At 42.1% G+C, this 16,320-nt stretch carries 14 protein-coding genes; 5 read left to right on the top strand and 9 right to left on the bottom strand.

All coding sequences use genetic code 11. From position 1 onward, the window contains the following. Window positions 1–242 precede the first annotated feature (242 nt). Both IPN35_06160 and IPN35_06155 read left to right on the top strand, forming a co-directional pair. Window positions 243–1,358 (top strand): aminotransferase class I/II-fold pyridoxal phosphate-dependent enzyme, encoded by a 1,116-nt coding sequence (locus tag IPN35_06160; protein QQS59137.1) that lies wholly within the window; start codon window positions 243–245, stop codon window positions 1,356–1,358. A gap of 14 nt (window positions 1,359–1,372) precedes the next feature. Then, window positions 1,373–2,353, top strand: coding sequence for a malate dehydrogenase (locus IPN35_06155; protein QQS59136.1), 981 nt, complete (start codon window positions 1,373–1,375; stop codon window positions 2,351–2,353). On the opposite strand, the gene IPN35_06150 is transcribed toward IPN35_06155, so the two are convergent. The 5 genes from IPN35_06150 to IPN35_06130 all read right to left on the bottom strand — a co-directional run bounded on the left by IPN35_06150 (window position 2,337) and on the right by IPN35_06130 (window position 5,645). After that, window positions 2,337–3,623, bottom strand: coding sequence for a peptidoglycan-binding protein (locus IPN35_06150; GenBank protein ID QQS59135.1), 1,287 nt, complete (start codon window positions 3,621–3,623; stop codon window positions 2,337–2,339). The two genes, IPN35_06155 and IPN35_06150, sit on opposite strands and share 17 nt — an antisense overlap. Window positions 3,624–3,754: 131 nt before the next feature. Then, window positions 3,755–4,507: a 16S rRNA (cytidine(1402)-2'-O)-methyltransferase gene (gene rsmI / locus IPN35_06145; GenBank protein ID QQS59134.1), complete on the bottom strand. Its 753-nt coding sequence runs from the start codon at window positions 4,505–4,507 to the stop codon at window positions 3,755–3,757. Next, the gene (locus IPN35_06140) at window positions 4,504–4,710 is read right to left on the bottom strand and encodes a hypothetical protein (GenBank protein ID QQS59133.1); all 207 of its coding nucleotides are present in this window, start codon (window positions 4,708–4,710) and stop codon (window positions 4,504–4,506) included. The genes rsmI and IPN35_06140 overlap by 4 nt, the downstream gene beginning before the upstream one ends. A 92-nt stretch (window positions 4,711–4,802) precedes the next feature. Continuing rightward, window positions 4,803–5,216 (bottom strand): hypothetical protein, encoded by a 414-nt coding sequence (locus IPN35_06135; protein QQS59132.1) that lies wholly within the window; start codon window positions 5,214–5,216, stop codon window positions 4,803–4,805. Between the two features lie 33 nt (window positions 5,217–5,249). Next, window positions 5,250–5,645, bottom strand: coding sequence for a YjbQ family protein (locus IPN35_06130; GenBank protein QQS59131.1), 396 nt, complete (start codon window positions 5,643–5,645; stop codon window positions 5,250–5,252). Window positions 5,646–5,731: 86 nt separating this feature from the next. On the opposite strand from IPN35_06130, the gene IPN35_06125 reads away from it, so the two are divergent. Continuing rightward, the gene (locus IPN35_06125; GenBank protein ID QQS59130.1) at window positions 5,732–6,736 is read left to right on the top strand and encodes a calcium/sodium antiporter; all 1,005 of its coding nucleotides are present in this window, start codon (window positions 5,732–5,734) and stop codon (window positions 6,734–6,736) included. Window positions 6,737–6,766: 30 nt separating this feature from the next. Further along, window positions 6,767–7,033 carry a cupin domain-containing protein gene (locus IPN35_06120; protein ID QQS59129.1) on the top strand — a complete coding sequence of 89 codons (267 nt, stop codon included), beginning with the start codon at window positions 6,767–6,769 and terminating at the stop codon, window positions 7,031–7,033. 3 nt (window positions 7,034–7,036) lie between these two features. Here IPN35_06120 and IPN35_06115 read toward each other — a convergent pair whose 3' ends face one another. From IPN35_06115 to rpsB, 4 genes are read right to left on the bottom strand one after another with little or no spacing between them, the layout of a single operon-like run. Then, window positions 7,037–8,299, bottom strand: a complete 1,263-nt coding sequence (locus IPN35_06115; protein QQS59128.1) for a homoserine dehydrogenase — start codon at window positions 8,297–8,299, stop codon at window positions 7,037–7,039. Between the two features lie 5 nt (window positions 8,300–8,304). Continuing rightward, window positions 8,305–9,075 (bottom strand): translation elongation factor Ts, encoded by a 771-nt coding sequence (gene tsf / locus IPN35_06110; GenBank protein QQS59127.1) that lies wholly within the window; start codon window positions 9,073–9,075, stop codon window positions 8,305–8,307. Window positions 9,076–9,095: 20 nt separating this feature from the next. Next, window positions 9,096–9,752: a hypothetical protein gene (locus IPN35_06105; protein ID QQS59126.1), complete on the bottom strand. Its 657-nt coding sequence runs from the start codon at window positions 9,750–9,752 to the stop codon at window positions 9,096–9,098. Next, window positions 9,749–10,438, bottom strand: coding sequence for a 30S ribosomal protein S2 (gene rpsB / locus IPN35_06100; GenBank protein ID QQS59125.1), 690 nt, complete (start codon window positions 10,436–10,438; stop codon window positions 9,749–9,751). Before rpsB ends, IPN35_06105 begins: the two co-directional genes overlap by 4 nt. Window positions 10,439–10,689: 251 nt before the next feature. Between rpsB and IPN35_06095 the strand changes: the two genes are divergently transcribed. Next, window positions 10,690–16,320, top strand: coding sequence for a hypothetical protein (locus IPN35_06095; GenBank protein ID QQS59124.1), 5,631 nt, complete (start codon window positions 10,690–10,692; stop codon window positions 16,318–16,320).

The raw sequence follows: 16,320 nt of genomic DNA, 5'->3' as shown, positions 1-16,320 counted from the left end.
TCGGAGATAAAATTTTGATGAACAAGATGTTCTCAAAAGCATGGTCACAGTGATTCCCAAAGAAAAGTATGGAAAATGGTTTTTAAATTTTTGGAGTAGACAAACATTTGTGGAGTATCAAAAAATATCTCAAATTTTACTTTTCATTCTCGTTGACACTACCAAAACACCAAAAAACACCTGTCATTATTGCATATCCAAAACCAAGCCCGTTACAATATTATTTGTTTTCTCCTCTCCCTATGAAGCCCATTCTTCTTGCCCGTGGGTTGCCGCCAATTTCTGTTATGAGAAAGTTCTCAAGCGCCATTTTGCGCGCCTATAAAACTGTCGCAAAAGAAGATGAAAGCGCATTTTTACAATACGGACATTTTGCAGGCTATGAGCCACTTCGAGAAAAAGTAGCGGAAAAATTTTCCGTAGAAAAAAAGCGAGTATTCATCAGTAATGGTTCTATGGATGCACTCAATCATTTTCTCCTTTTCCTCAAAACACGAGGAGAAATTGGCGCATATATCGCAGGAAAAGAAGTCTACGATCGACCACTCATTATTGCGAAAATACTTGAGCTTTCTCCGCAAAGTATTTCCATGAAAAACGAGGGACTAAACACAGAAGAAGCTGAAGAGAAAATAAAAAATACTTCTCAAAAAGGCGTGTTCTATACCATCCCTTGGTACGATAATCCGAGCGGAATTTTTCACACCGAGGAAAATATACAGACGATTTCTACCATCGCAAAAGAGAATGATTGGCTCGTGATTCGCGATGGTGCGTACCTTGATCTTTCTTATTTTGAGCCAATTATCCCACTTCCGGTAGAAGATCATGTTCTTCAGACTTTTTCGTGGTCAAAAACAATCAATGCGGCGAGTCACACAGGTGGAATTATTATTCCCGAACGATATACGGATGATTTTCTCTCCTTCTTAAGTTCTTGGCGACTGAGTCCTGTTCTTCCCACACAAGCGGTGACATTTCAACTCCTTAAAAATGGCGATTGGGAGCGACATATACAAGAGAATGTCCTTCCAGATGGGCGAGAACGTGTTTCTCAATTCAATGAGCTTATGGAGAAATATCTTCCCGAATCGAAACAGCGAAATATTCGAGGTGGACATTTTTGGGGAGGAAAAATTTCTGGCATTACTCTGGATAATTGGGATCAATTCGTCCAGATCGCAAAAGAACAATTTGGACTCCATATTCCGCATCACGGAGGGTTTTTACCACTTGCTCTTCCTGAAGAGAGTGCTGGATATGTTCGTATTCCCCTCTTTTTGGAAGATCCTGACATTCCAAACATATTAGAACGCATTGTTTCTGGTATTGCTGAAGCTCGCTCTCTTTGTCTTTAATATTTCTTCTCCACATGAATTCCACTAAAACCGTAAGTATTACCGGAGCCGCAGGGCAAATTGGATACGCCCTCATTTTTCGTATTGCAAGCGGAGAACTCTTTGGCTCTTCTACTCCGGTTCGCCTTCGACTTATTGAATTGGAGCGCTCACTTCCCGCGCTAGAAGGAGTTCGTATGGAGCTCGATGATTGTGCCTTTCCTCTTCTTGAAGAAGTGGTGACGACTTCTGATGTGAATATTGGATTTTCTGGCACAGATTGGGCAATTCTCGTAGGAAGTGTTCCCCGAAAAGCCGGAATGGAGCGAAAAGATTTGCTCGAAATCAATGGGAAAATTTTTGTGGATCAAGGAAAAGCAATTCAGGAAAATGCAAGCCCAGATGTTCGCGTTCTTGTTGTGGGAAATCCATGCAATACGAACTGCCTCATCGCTCGTGCGCATGCACCAAAACTTCCCGAACGACATTTTTTCGCCATGACCGCACTCGATGAAAACCGTGCAAAACACCAACTTGCGCACAAGGCAAATGTTTCTCTAGCAGAAATTCAAAACATGACCATTTGGGGAAACCACAGTAGCACCCAGTATCCCGACTTTGAAAATGCAAGAATATTAGAAAAACTCGCACCAGATGTTATTACTAACCGCTCGTGGCTTGAAAATGATTTTCTCACAACTATTCAACAACGTGGCGCAAAAATTATTGAAGCGCGCGGAGCCTCTTCCGCCGCCTCTGCCGCAAACGCTATTCTCGATTCCGTGCGACGAATTGAAACTCCTACACCAGAAGGAGAATCATTTAGCATGGGGGTGTTGAGTCGTGGAGAATATGGCGTTCCCGAAGGATTAGTGTGTAGTTTTCCCCTTCAAAGCACAGGCGGAGAAATACAGGTAGTAGAAGGGCTTTCTATGAGTCCGTTTGGAGAAGGACGTTTTCGTACTTCCATAGACGAATTGGTACAAGAACGGGAGATGGTTAAGGCGCTGTTGTAGGTGGTAAAAACTCTGCCGATGCCACCTGTTCTCTTTTTGAAGCAGAACCGGCAACAACATTTCTTGGCATTGACTCCTGAACTGAAGGAATGGGAGAAAAATCCGCAATAAGAAACTCCGGTTTTCTCGTGTTTGGTTCTACATTATGAGGAGAAGACTTTTTTTCTTCTAAAGGTTTTGGGGTTCCAAAATTTGTAGCAATTATTCCCAAATCCTTTTCTGTCGAAGTGTTTTCTTTGCGCTCCGCAAGAAGACGGAAAAGGGCTTCTTGTGTTTTAAAACCAAAAACCCCTGCTCCCCACTCATCTGGATTTTGCACAACACCGTGCACTAACTGAAAGTTTTTCACAGCGATTTCTGTTTGCTCATCAAACTTACCACTCGCTTGCGACTCTAAAAAACCTGATCGTTTCAAAAACTCCTGAAGATGTGCAACAGATTCTCCAGAACTCCCTGTAGACAGTCCTGCTGGAAAAAATTCGGTAAAATAGGAAACCTCGGATATTTTCTCTTGATATTGCTTCTGCAAAACATGCGAAAGTATCTCTTTTGTTTTTGGTCCATAGTTTCCAGCACCAAAATCCTCTTCTGAGGTGATAACTCCAAAAGAAAGTTGAAAATCAACAAGAGCGGATTCTGTTCTTTCATCAAACACGCCGTTTTCTTCTCCAGAATATAACCCAAGTTCTCGAAGTGATTTTTGAAGGGTTTGTATGCTCACTGGTGCGCTTATTGATTGAGGAGAAAAAGAGGCATCCGGAAGAAACGAAAGATCCGCAGAAGGAATGGCATACCATGAGAATGTATCAGAAAGAGCTGACCCCAAAGGATAAAGAACTCCCTCCATAACACGAACACCAAAAGCAAGTGCGCGAGAAAGTCCGTCTTCTCCACTTCCCATCCAAACATCAATTCTGTCGTATGATTGTCCACGATTTCCGGCAGAGACAATGGCTCCACCTCGATCATGAACCGTTCCGAGTCCAAGTCCTGGCAAAAAAATTTTTGTGCCAAACGGATACGTTTTTGGCGCCGCAATCATTCCTGGAAAAACCTCAGTGCCATCAGCTCCGTTTGTTCCCCGTCCGTTAAGACGAATGTCTGCCTCATAACTTCCTCGAACATATTTTGCTTGATTGGGAAGTGGTGAATAATAGCCAGTAACGCGAAAAAGTTTTTTTACTCCCCCCTCAGGAGGCGAAGATTCTTCAGCGTATGTTTCTGAAAAAGACAGAAGGATTCCAAATATTACCAAGACAAAAAAACGCATTGTGTGTTTCTTTCAAAAAATTCCGATTATTCTCTCATATTTTTATGAGGAAATCAATTTATCTTCCCTGATGACCCCCTCATGATGGGAAGCAAAATCTCTAAGGATATGTGTCTCAAAAGCGAATGGAGTTATTTCTTAGGAACGCGTATCTCAAGGTGAAATCGATCTGGTGCTACGAGTACCACAAATTCCCCCTTCTGTTTTTCTGGAGAATGTTTAAGCACCTCTTGCGCATCTTCTGGAGTTCCCCGTAAAAATTCTTCATGGAGCTTGGTGAGCTCTCGTGCAACGACTATTTGCCGATTGGGAATTTCCTTTACAAGAGACTCCAAGCATTTGAGAATACGATGAGTGGATTCATAGAAAATAACAGTTTCTTTTTGTTCTCTGAGGGAGCGAAAAAAAGTTTCGCGACCTTTTTTTTGCGGAGCATAACCAAGAAAAGAAAAAGTATTTGCGGGGAATCCACTTGCAGAAAGCGCAGTAAGAAATGCGGATGCGCCCGGAATGGAGCTAATGGAAAATCCCGCAGAAACCGTGGCAGAAACAAACTTTGTTCCGGGATCGGAAATACCTGGTGTTCCAGCATCAGTGACAAGTGCTACGCTTTTTCCTTCTGCAAGAAGGTAAAGAATTTTCTCTGGATTACTGTTTTGATGACATGAAACAATGGGTTTTGAAATTTCAAAATGCTTCAAAAGGTTTCCGGTATGACGTGTATCTTCCGCCGCAATAACATCTACCTCTTGCAAAGTGCGAAGTGCTCGAAGCGTAATATCTTCACGATTTCCAATGGGGGTAGCTACCACAAAAAGAATTCCGCTCCTCCCCGACGAAGGAGGTAATGAGGAGACGGAGAATTTTTCTGGAATATTCTTCATTTTTTTATCTTTTCTCGAAAATCGTGCCATTTTTTCTTTACATACGCGAGAAGACGCTTTCCGTGAGCAGGAGAAATAAGAGTAACGCCAAGAACAATAAAGAGAATTCCCTGAAGAAACGGAAGAACGAGCCCAACAATTCCCAAAAGAATAAGAAAGGTTCCTCCAATAATTTCGACCCAACGACGAATAGTTTTTTTCAAGGAGAAAAAAAGGCACAGGGCAGAGTATCGGAAGAGAGAATCGGAGTACAGAAAAAACAAAAGATATGTATTTAAATATCCTCATTTATTTTTCATAAACGATATAATTCACTCCAAAGATTTTCATGAGATACTTCGTCAATTTTTGCGTCTGAAAAAGGAACAATGCCATCTAAGTATCCACCAAACGTAAGAAAAGGTACCGAAGCATCAAGGTGTTTTGCCGCCGCTGGAATACCACCGGTGTGGCGAAGCCATGTTTGCCAAAAGAGGAACATTTTTTTGGAAGTGTTAGCGAGCACTGCCTTTGCGAGAATTCCACCAAATAAATGGGCAAAAATAATTGTTTCTTTTCCATCGTTTAAAATATCTTCTCCTTTTTGTTGGAGCGATTCTGTTTTCTCTTTTTCAAAATGAAAATAAAAATCTTCTAGCAAAACGTACTCACTTTTGAGGAATGCCTTTTTTGATGTTCTGAGTCCAGAAGAAAAAATTTTTAGATACATGATTAATGCCGGAAATAAGGAGGAATCTCATTTTTATGAACCAACAAATTGGAGAAACACCTTTCGATTTCTGGGTCCATCCCATTCACAAAAAAAGACGCCTTGCCATGTTCCGAGCATCAGCTTTCCATTTTCCACGGGAATGCAAGCAGAAGCTCCGGTGAGTGATGTTTTTATGTGTGCGTCGGAATTTCCTTCGATATGACGAAATCGTGGATCATCTGCAAATACTTCGTTCATTTTGAGCAAGAAATCTCGCTGAACATCTGGATCGCAATTTTCATTGAGCAAAATACTGCCAGTAGTATGTGGTGAGAATATGAGGAGTATTCCAGAATTCCAATGTTCTTCTGTGAGAACTCTTCCGAGATCAGAAGTGAGCTCGTGCCATTCCGATTTTTCCGAAGTAAAAAACGAGAACATTTTCATGGGTACATTTTCCCGAAAAAACACATTTCTTTGCAAACACTCCTTCTTTCCGAGAAAATAGAAAATGTTCCTTTTTCAACATTGCTGTGTCTGAGTTTCTCTTCTCCCTCTTCCCAGAATCTACTCTTTTAATTTCCTCATTTTTTGTATTCCTCATTTCGCTCATTATGCTCGTGAAGAGCGCAGATTATTTTATTGAATATGCGGAGCGTCTTGGATTTTATTTAAGAATTCCTCATTTTATTATTGGAATTACTATTGTGGGAATTGGCACCAGCCTTCCAGAACTCGCAACATCTCTCGTTTCTGTTCTCAAATCTACCCCAAAAAATGATCTCACCGAAATTGTCACCGGAAATGTAGTAGGATCAAATGTCGCCAATATTCTTTTGGGAGCCGGCATTGCGAGCCTCTTTTGGGTAATAAAAGTGGAGCGAGAATTGCAAGATAACGATCTTCCTTTTTTATTTGGAAGCACTGCACTGACTATTTTCTTTTTGTCCGATGGAGTGCTTTCGCGTGGAGAAGGTTTTATTCTCCTTTTGATGTTTGGAGTTTTTCTTGCCTTCTCTGTACTCGATAAAAGCCAAAGAGATGATATTCGTGAAGAAGAGAAACGCGAAAAAAAATTAATGAAAGGACAAGATCCATGGATAATGGTGGCTTTTCTTGTTGTAAGCGGTACTGGCATTATTATTGCTTCCGACCTCACCATTGGAAGCCTGATTGAACTTAGTCCAGCACTAGGAATTTCCCGAGACGTTGCCTCTATGGTGCTCCTTGCGATAGGAACCAGTTTTCCTGAAATATTTGTCTCAATTATGGCAATGAAAAAGAAAAACCCTTCCCTCGCCATTGGGAATATTTTGGGATCAAATATCTCCAATAGTCTTGGTATTTTGGGAATTTCGGGACTCATTGCCCCACTCTCTGTTTCAGAAACAACACTCTTCACCGGACTCCCCTTTTTAGCAATTGCAACATTATTTTTTGTATTTTCTGCACTTGATAATCGATTTCGCGTATGGGAAGGCTGTATGGCAATCGCCATTTTTCTCGCATTTCTCGGAGGAACTTTTGGAATTCTTTAGAAGATCAGCGCTTTTCTTTTTTTTCTTATCATGAACATTCTCGTCCGTCCGGCAACCGAAGAAGACCGAAAGAAATCTGAAGATTGGTCAGTGTGGTCAAAAGAAATCTCGGAGTTTCATTGGAAATATGATACGCCTGAAACCTGTTTTATTCTTGAAGGAAGCGCAACCGTGACTCCCGAAGAAGGAGAGTCTGTTTCGTTTGGTGTTGGAGATTTTGTGATGTTTCCTAAGGGACTCAAGTGCACATGGAAAATCACCGAACCTATTCGAAAACGCTACCAGTTTGGAGGGTAGATTTTATTTCCAAATTGGCAGAACAAAAGGTGGCTCAACATGAAAGGAGCAGGCTTCTATTTCTTTTCTTGCGGATTTCAAAAAATCCCACTCTACTGGAAAGGTGGTAATAACAAAATGAATATCTCCCGATTGCCCTTCTGCCTGATGAACAGCATCAATGGAGATACCATATTTCCCAAAAATCACCCCAATTTCTCCTACAAGTCCGGGGCGATCATTCACCAAAAACCGAAAATAGTAAGCGCGTTTTGATGGGGAAAGACAAGAACCCGAAGCGACTTCTGTGCAAGGATTGGGAGAGCCACGAGCGATAGAAATCATATCCGAAACAAGTGCAGCGGCAGTTGGGAATCGCCCTGCACCTTCTCCAACAAACATATTTCCGGCAGTATTATATTTTCCAGTAAGACGAAGAGCATTGAGCACACCATCAACATGGGCAATGGAGGATGACTCTGGTAAAAGCACGGGACTCACCTCTGCAATTACCCCATCCTCCTTCTGCTCAGCATGAACAAGGAGCTTTATTTTTTTCTTGAGAATTTCCGCATACAGAAAATCTGCCGCGGTAACTCGAGAAATTCCAAGCCGAGGAATATCTTTCGGAGGAATGTATCTTCCAAAGGCTTTTGCGATGAGAATAGAGAGTTTTGAAGTGGTGTCGTACCCCTCAACATCATCCGTCGGATCTGCTTCGGAAAACCCACTTTTTTGCGCTTTTTGAAGGGATTCTTGAAAATCTGCCCCAGAATTCCCCATGTCAGTGAGAATAAAATTGGTTGTTCCATTCATAATTCCTTCTATTTTCTGAATAACATCTCCCGAAAGCCCCTGAGAGATTGTAGAAAGAAGAGGAATCCCCCCGCCAACCGCCGCTTCAAAGAGAAGGTGAACATTGTTTTTCTGTGCTGTATCAGAAAGTTCCTCAAAATGTTCTGCAATGAGTTTTTTATTTGCCGTCACCACATGTTTTCCCGATTCGAGTGCTTTTTGCACAAAAGTTTTTGCCACTCCAACTCCTCCAATAGTTTCACAAACAATGGAAATATCCTCTCTCTGAAAAACATCCTCTGCTTCCACAAAAAGATGGTGATATTGTTTGGCAAAATCGAGATCTGGCTCAGGATCTTTTGTACAAATGGCAACAAGCTCTATATGCACGCCGTACTCTTGTTCTATTCGCTTTTGATCGGCAAGAAGAATGCGCGAAACACCTCCGCCAATATTTCCATGACCGAAAATGGCAACCTTTGTAGAAAGCATGCTTCTTATACCTCGGCGCGAGAAAATGATTCGATAACAGCATTTTCAGAGGCAACATAATCTTTTATGAGTACATCTGGGTTTTTTACAAACGGTTGAGTCTGAATTGCCTGTTCCTCTCGATATTTCTTCTCTTTTCCAAGGAGAATTTTTTCTATAATTTCTTCTGATTTCCCTTCTTGTATAAGTTGCTCTTTCCAAATTTCTTTCTCCTTTGCCACCTCTTTGTCTTCGATATCTGCTGGCTCTATCACTTTTGGAGAATTCGCCACAACGTGCATCGCAATATCTTTTGCCACTTCTTCTGTTCCTCCTGTAAGCGCAACAACAGAGGCGACTTTTGCATTCGAGTGAATATAGCTTCCCACAGTGTCTCCTTCTGGGATAACAGCAACATCACCAAGCAAAAGATTTTCTCCTACCACTGCAATCATTTCGTTCTTCTTCTCTTCAAAGTGCTCTTTTGCTTTTTCCACTCCATCGGTACTTGCCTTGTCGGCAAGCTCTTGAACAAATTTGCGAAAACCTTCGCTACGAGCAACAAAGTCAGTTTCACAGCGAACAGAAGCAAGCGCACGACCAGAAACAGCAATAGCTCCTTCCGCTGTCACCCTTCCTGATTTCTTTTCTGCTGTCATTGCGCCTTTTTTTCGGAGAATTTCTATCGCCTTCTCTGTATCTCCCTCTGCCTCCTGAAGAGCAGATTTACATGCCATCATAGAAACACCTGTTTTTTGTCGAAGCTCCATTACACTCTTTGCGGAAATATCAGTCATTTCTGAGAGAAAAAAGAAAATTATTCGGAAAAAATTTTTTGAAGACGTTCCGAGAGAGGAAAAATCAGCGGAAGATGATTCCATTTTCCCGTATAAGCGGAAACACCACCAACGATATACACAAGAAAAACCAAAAAATAAAGAAGACTTGCGAGAATACTAATTCCAATAGCGTGAAACAGCCCCCCAAAAACAATAAGAAAAAGATGAACACCCACGGTAAGCACCATTCCTTGCCAAGCATGAAACTGAACAAAACGTGATTCTCGAGAGAGAAAAAGAGGAACAACAAAAAGTATCCACAAGTACGAAACTGTTGCTGCAAGGCGTTCATTTTCTGTTGGATACTCAACACCTGGAAGTGATTCTTGTTTGGGAAGTATTGTTTGAATTTTTTCAAAAAACGACCCTTTCTTTTTGGATTCTGTGTGACCATTTTGCTGTCCATTCAAACCTTCTGAAGGAGCTGTTTTTTCCATTACTTCCGCCTCCTCCTTTTCGAGACGATCGAGAAAGTGTTTCACTTCTGATCGCTCTGGAAAAAACTGAAGAAGAACATGACACCCCTCTTTTGCGGCGGAAAAATTTTTTTCTTTTGACCAATTCAGAACGCATTCCCATGCCGCCTGGGAGGTCATGCCATTGTCATCTTGGAAGCGTTTTTCTGCCTCATTCATGATGATTTTTCGGATTTCAAAATTTCATACACCTTCCCGAGCAAAAAACTGAGAGACGTTACCGCATCATCGTTTGCGGGAATAAAATCGGTGTATCCTTGTGGATCGACATTGCTATCGAGAATTCCATAGACGGGAATATCCAAGTGATTTGCCTCCCGAATGGCAATAACATCTCGTGCACCATCAATAATAAACAGGGCATCGGGAAGACGATAGAGATTTACAATTCCTCCAAAGGCGATTTCTAATTTTTCGCCTTCTTTTCGAATTTGAGATTGTTCTTTTTTTGGAAACTTTTCAATTTCTCCTGTCTCAATCATTTCTCGAATATCTTTGAGACGACGAATTCGACCTTTTACTGTTTCAAAATTTGTCAAAAGTCCACCAACCCATTTCTCAAGAACAACTGGTACACCAGCTCCTTGATTCATTTCCTGAAGAATGGATTTTGTCTGAGGTTTTGTTGAAACAAAGAGGATAGTTTTTTTGTCGCGCACCATTTCTGCAACTATCCTGAGAATACGCTCAAGCCCCTCTGCCGTTTTTTGAAGATCAAAAATATGCACTCCACCCTTTTTCCCCCACAAAAAGGACTCCACTTTTGGATTCCAACGACTCGTTTTGTGTCCAAAGTGACAAGCGTTCTCCGCAAGCTCGCGGATAAGTTTTTCTGATGTACTCATGAAAAATATGAAGAAATAAAAATCCTTGTGATCGCAGTTTCGGAGGGCTACCCTGCCTTTCACATAGAGAACTTGTGAACGTGCGGGGAGGATTTTTGTTCGTCCGAAACGGTCATAGAACGGCGAGCATTTTACCAAGAAGACAGAGGAATGCAAGTTTTTCATGCTCTAGCAAGGAACACTTGAAACTTGAGAAAAAACAAAAAAAGAGATACAATAGCAAGATTATTGTCCTCTTTTTGTCTCTTGGCGTGCAGAGAAACAAACACACAAAAACACTCTTTTCTTCTACAGAAAGGGAAAAAATCATAAGCGGCGTGTTTAAAAAATATTTAGCCGTGATTCGTGTTTTTTGGCGAATAGGAAAAAAAGTTGGAATAGCTCTATCTCTTTTTTTCTGCTTTCCTGTTGTCCATTCTGCGAGCGCATTCACTTTTCCTCTAGACGAAGGTATTTTTTACGGAACAAACCAAAAAACAACCACCTCTGATACGATTGATCTTTCTGGTCCAACCACTATTTCTGGATCTTTTGAAGTACAAGCATCCCTCATTATACCAACTGGTGGAGAGGTAGACGAAGTTATTGTTCATGGTGATAGCGCAATAACGCTTTCTTACGGAGATGCTCCTATTACCGTACTGAGCAGTTATGATTTTACCGCAAGCGGAGGAGTGCTTTCACTTGATATTGAGCCGGTTTCCGATAAATACGGAACAGGAACCATTGTTTTTACAATTCTCGGAACATCAGATGGAGATATTTCTGGAAATCTCGAGGTGGATACTCGTCTCATGGCGGGAGAAAATTTTGGCACCCATCGCTACGGAGAAGATCCATGGGGGAATTTAATAGATTTTAATTCCGATGGAGGAGGGGTGAATGTGAGTGATACGCGTGTAACAGGAATGATTTGGTCAGAATGTTGTGGATGGATTGACCTACAAGCCCCCTATTCTGGGGGAGGCATCACTGTTGAGGTAGTAAGCGATCAGAGGGCAAATCTCTCTGGAAATGCTTGGAATCCAAACTTTGGATGGATTTCTTTCGGTCCCATTGATGATCAAGGTGGGGTGTATATCGACGAAGAGGGATATTTTCATGGCACCGCATATTCTGAAAACTTTGGGAGTCTCTCTTTTGGAAATTACATGGAGCTCAATCCAGGAGCAGTATTACAGCCAACCGAAACGCTTCCGACACAACAAACAACAAGTTGGGCACAAACAAGCTGGCGCATTCCGGTAAACCATGCGCCAACAGTTACTTTGATCAGCCCATCAAGCGACCCCGATGGTCTTTCTCCACTTGTTACGAGAACACCAACCCTTACCTTTCGCCCGAATGATGAAGATGCCGATCTCGATAAAACAGAAGGAATACGGGTTCGATATGCTTTGTATCTTCAGCAAAAGGCTTCAGACGGAAGCTGGTCTCCAGCACCGGGAAGCCCTTTTCTTCATAACACAGCGGATATTGATGTCGGTTCCAACTACGACCACACTTTTACCGATGCCCTTCTTCCTGGGGATTACCGTTGGTCAGTGGAAGTCGTTGATGATCTTAACCTTTCTTCTGGCATTAGTGCGCCATGGTATTTCACCATTCCGAATGATGCCCCTTCAAGTGAACTTATTTATCCTATTGGAGGAGAAACCGTAACTGCGGGACTTCAAAATATCGATGGAGATGATTATACGGTTAACAACAGAAGACCTCCTTTTGTGTTCACCATTACCGAAAATAGTGGTGATTCTATTCGCTACCGAATAGAAATTTCTGATGACAATTTCAGCACCATTCTTCCTCAATCATCAAATTTTTCTGGATATTTCATACAAGCACAAAATACGGTGAAATATGTGTACACACCCCCTTCTAATCTTCCGTCAGGAACACTTTCGTGGCGAATAGTAGGAGAAGATTCTCTTGGACTACAAGATATTTCTCCGGTAGAGACATTTGTTATTAGTAACGCGAACCCAATAATAGATTACTTTCAAATGCTCGATAACAACAATTTTGTTATTCCAGATGGAGGAGACACTATTGATACTGCCCCCACAATTTCTTGGCGAGCAGAAGATCCAGATGGAGCACGCGTTACCACAACAGCAACTATTCTTGATGGCGCCACCATTATCCAACAGATCAGCTACGAACACCTTAATGGGTATCAGGAATATACTCTCAGTCCGCTTGTTCCAGGAATATACACCTATCATATAGAAGTTTGTGATTCCGACGGAGATTGCGTTCAGTCGGCTGACAAAACGCTCACCATCTTAGGCGCTCTTGATCGTCTTGGAAATATTGGAACAGCGAATATTGCCCTCATTACCCCAGAACGACTTTTTGCCCCTGACAGTATTTCTACGAATAATCGATTTGCTTGGAACGACACAGTTGGATGGATTGACATGAATCCGGCGAGTGGCGGTGTTATTGTTTTTCAGGATGATCTCCGAGGATTTGCTTGGAACGACACAGTTGGATGGATTCGCTTTCATTGTAATTTAGATAATACCGGATTTCTCGGCATTAACAACGAATGCGACACAAACAATTATGGAGTTATCAATGAAGATGGACAGCTTTCGGGAAAAGCACTCATCGAAAGCTCTGGAAAATATATATATTTTGACGAACAGAGCTATCTTGACGACTTTGGAGGAAATCAAGGAGATCATTCAGATATTGACGCCGATATCTCGTGTGATGCCGATAAAGGAGGACACTTTTTGGGACGCGCTTGGTCGCCAGATCTTGGGTGGATTGCCTACGGATGGGAAGAAATTTTTGCGCACGGTGGAACCGAAGAGGATGCGAAAGATGTCTTTCCAATTACAGAATGGGCATGTACCACCGAAGGACCACAGCCCATTGAGGACAATAAATTTTACGTCTTTGGGGCAACCTCAGATGATTTGAGCTATCCTATTGCCGAAAAAAGCGGAGTAACAGGAGCAGGAAATTTGGCGTGTGTGAATGGTGTAGGAGGAACAAATATTGCTGTTCATCGAATGTTGCCGAATCCTACCGATAACAATTCAAATGGAACAATAGAAGATAGTGAAACTTGGGACTATGCACTTGATGTAACGGATTTTTCTATTGGGTGCGAAAATCCTGATGGAAATACCGATGGAAAGCTGTGGATCACGATTTCAGATGGAGTACATGGGAGCAACACAACCCCCGGAATCTATCGGATTTCGGGAGTCATAGGAGATAGTAATGGGAACAATCTTGAACTTCCGACTGATGAAAATAGCGAAAATACCCATAATTTTGAGAATGAGTGGATCTTTCAGGTAGTTGCTGGAGTTCCTGATTTAACCCACGGAGACACTATCGCCATTGCAAAGTTTGACTCCAATGGACTCCTTTCAGAAAATCTCTCTCTTGTTGCGGACGGAGATGACACAACAAAAGTAATCCTAACACCATACGATGCCTTTGGAAATCCTGTAATAAAGGAATACAAATATCAAGATAGTGAAAAAGATGTCATCAAAACCGTAAAACTTCGTTCTGTCTTCCACGATACAATCAAGATTGACCAAATAGAACCAACCACTTCACCGATTCGTAATGCGGTCACTTTTAGTACCCCTCAGCAAGAAGCAGGCGCACCAATATTTGACGGTTCTTCAAATACCCCTGCGATATTCTATTTGCAAAATACCGATGCTGCCGCCCCCACCATCATCACAGAATTCTCTTCTGTTGCCCCAACCGGCAAAAGCAACACCATTGAATTGAGTCGCATAGAAGTTTCTGTTGAGCAAAAGCTTCCAAGCACTGAGCCACTTTCTGTTGGGCAAACAGACGATTGGTCTCCAGAGGTATTTACAAATCAAACCTTTTCGTATCGTCCTATTTTTGAATCGACCACGCTAAATTTTGCAGACTTTGCGAACCTTGAGAATGTCGAAAATGAGCTTCTCCTCAAATTCCAAAATAATAGTAACATCGTAGACATAGATGCTTTTGACTGGGCAGGGGCACTACGCACCAAACTCAGTGGACTGCCAGCAGGAACAGTATTTCGAGATACCCATCTTCTCTGGGACAATCCAGAAACACAAACTCTTCGAAACGATTATTATCAAGAAGTTTCCAGTATTTCGACTTCGTATCTTCCCGGAATGCTCTCCCTCTTTCAGAACACACTCCTCAAAAAACTTGGAGAGAAAGTAACAGAAATCGTGGGACAATCGCTCAACTACACCATTACCGATCGAAAGTTTCCCTCCATAGATGCTGGTGCTGAATTTTCTTTTTCCCTTATAGCAACCCCCGATACTAGCGAAGAAATAGAAGGGGAACAAACCGAGTTTCTCCAGTATTTTGCCTGGAACACAGGAGAAAAAGTGGTGAAATACCCACTTATTGAATCTCAACGCCTCACAGCGCCAGGGGGATTGCGGGTTTCCGTTTCTGGCTCGGTTCACGGAGATCAGATCAACGAATCCGGTATTGTAGGGGAATCGTCTGCTTTTTCAGAATTTTCTGTCGTAGGACAAATTTATGAACGTCGAGATATCCGCAAGATTCTCTACGAAAACTATCGAGAAATTACAGGAAATTTGACGCCTGAGCCAAACAATGGAACTATTGACACTCAAAAGGAGACTATTGAAGGCTGGGACGATCTTGATTTTCTAAGAAATAGCGAGAATAACAGATCACTTCAAGATGGAAAAGTTATTTGGTTTGTGAACAACGACACCACAAACCAAAATACAAACCTTTCTGTCATCCTTGGAAAACCCGTGGGAACCGGCATAGGGAAGTGGGATCCACTTCAAGACTTTGGAGAAGGTGACAGTTTTCACATTCTCCCTGCTTCTGCAGGAGAACAACCGTATACCATCACTGTTATTGTCTACGGCGGGAATCTCTACATTCGAAACAATATTTACACCTCGTCCTCCTCGAATATCGGTTTTATCGTCCTCTCTTCACAAGAAGCTCGAGCGGATTGTTACAAAAGTCCAAAAGGAGGTCGATGTGGAAAAGAAGGAAACATCTTTATTCATCCAGATGTCACCCATATTGAAGGAGTTTTCTATGCGGATGGATCTGTAATGTCTTCAAATGACAATAATAATGACGGAAACGTAGATTCAACCGACGGAGACGGTATTATTCAAGAGGATGAGATTATTGATGGATTTACGAGTGAGGCGGATCGCGTTGATTTTTCAAACCAGCTCTATGTAAAAGGAAGTTTTGCTTCTCAAAATATCACAGGAACTCTTGGTGTTCAGGGGGGAGATGTTGAATTACCATCAGAAGTTTTGCTTCCAAGAGACTGTGGTAGCCCTCCCACGATTGAAGGCTGTGGAACAACAACCGATCAGAAAAAAGCGGCACAACGGTTTGACCTCTCCTATCTCCGTCAATACCGACTCCTCAATGTCTTTACCGATGCCGATGGCGACGGTATTACGAATGATAAAGATTGTGATAGTATTCCCGAAGAAGACAGGGAAACGAGTGGATGTATCTGTACAGATGATCAATGCTACAATCCATCATGCGAAGATGCCTACGAAGAGACAAAATCTCCACTTCCTTCCGATTGTGTACCACTCTTTGTGGGAAAAACAACAACCGGAGAAGGACGTTGTGCGGCAGGCACAAAGTGGTGTCCTCCTGGTATTACCGGTGAAAAGTACAACATTGATTGTTCTGATATTTCTACTGATCTTGGGGGAGGAATTACTCCTGCCAACATTTGCTCCACAGGCGGAGATGACGTGGCAAACCAAAAAGCAGAAGCTGCTCTTGTTATTGAGTATGATCCAAAAGTGAAAAAGCTTACTCCGGTTGGAATGAATTTACCACCCGTGGTGAATTTTGAGAAGCAGTAA

The organism is Candidatus Peregrinibacteria bacterium, assembly GCA_016699755.1.
GTDB lineage: Bacteria > Patescibacteriota > Gracilibacteria > CAIRYL01.
The sequence above is the reverse complement of the archived record's forward strand: the minus strand, read 5'-3'. Positions and strand labels throughout refer to the sequence as shown.

Bases quoted from the DNA above. Each gene is read 5' to 3' on its own strand.
- IPN35_06105 (QQS59126.1), bottom strand. From the start codon at position 9,752: ATGAATGAGGCAGAAAAACGCTTCCAAGATGACAATGGCATGACCTCC.
- IPN35_06130 (QQS59131.1), bottom strand. From the start codon at position 5,645: ATGAAAATGTTCTCGTTTTTTACTTCGGAAAAATCGGAATGGCACGAG.
- IPN35_06155 (QQS59136.1), top strand. From the start codon at position 1,373: ATGAATTCCACTAAAACCGTAAGTATTACCGGAGCCGCAGGGCAAATT.
- rsmI (QQS59134.1), bottom strand. From the start codon at position 4,507: ATGAAGAATATTCCAGAAAAATTCTCCGTCTCCTCATTACCTCCTTCG.
- IPN35_06135 (QQS59132.1), bottom strand. From the start codon at position 5,216: ATGTATCTAAAAATTTTTTCTTCTGGACTCAGAACATCAAAAAAGGCA.
- IPN35_06115 (QQS59128.1), bottom strand. From the start codon at position 8,299: ATGCTTTCTACAAAGGTTGCCATTTTCGGTCATGGAAATATTGGCGGA.
- tsf (QQS59127.1), bottom strand. From the start codon at position 9,075: ATGACTGATATTTCCGCAAAGAGTGTAATGGAGCTTCGACAAAAAACA.
- IPN35_06160 (QQS59137.1), top strand. From the start codon at position 243: ATGAAGCCCATTCTTCTTGCCCGTGGGTTGCCGCCAATTTCTGTTATG.
- IPN35_06120 (QQS59129.1), top strand. From the start codon at position 6,767: ATGAACATTCTCGTCCGTCCGGCAACCGAAGAAGACCGAAAGAAATCT.
- rpsB (QQS59125.1), bottom strand. From the start codon at position 10,438: ATGAGTACATCAGAAAAACTTATCCGCGAGCTTGCGGAGAACGCTTGT.
- IPN35_06150 (QQS59135.1), bottom strand. From the start codon at position 3,623: ATGCGTTTTTTTGTCTTGGTAATATTTGGAATCCTTCTGTCTTTTTCA.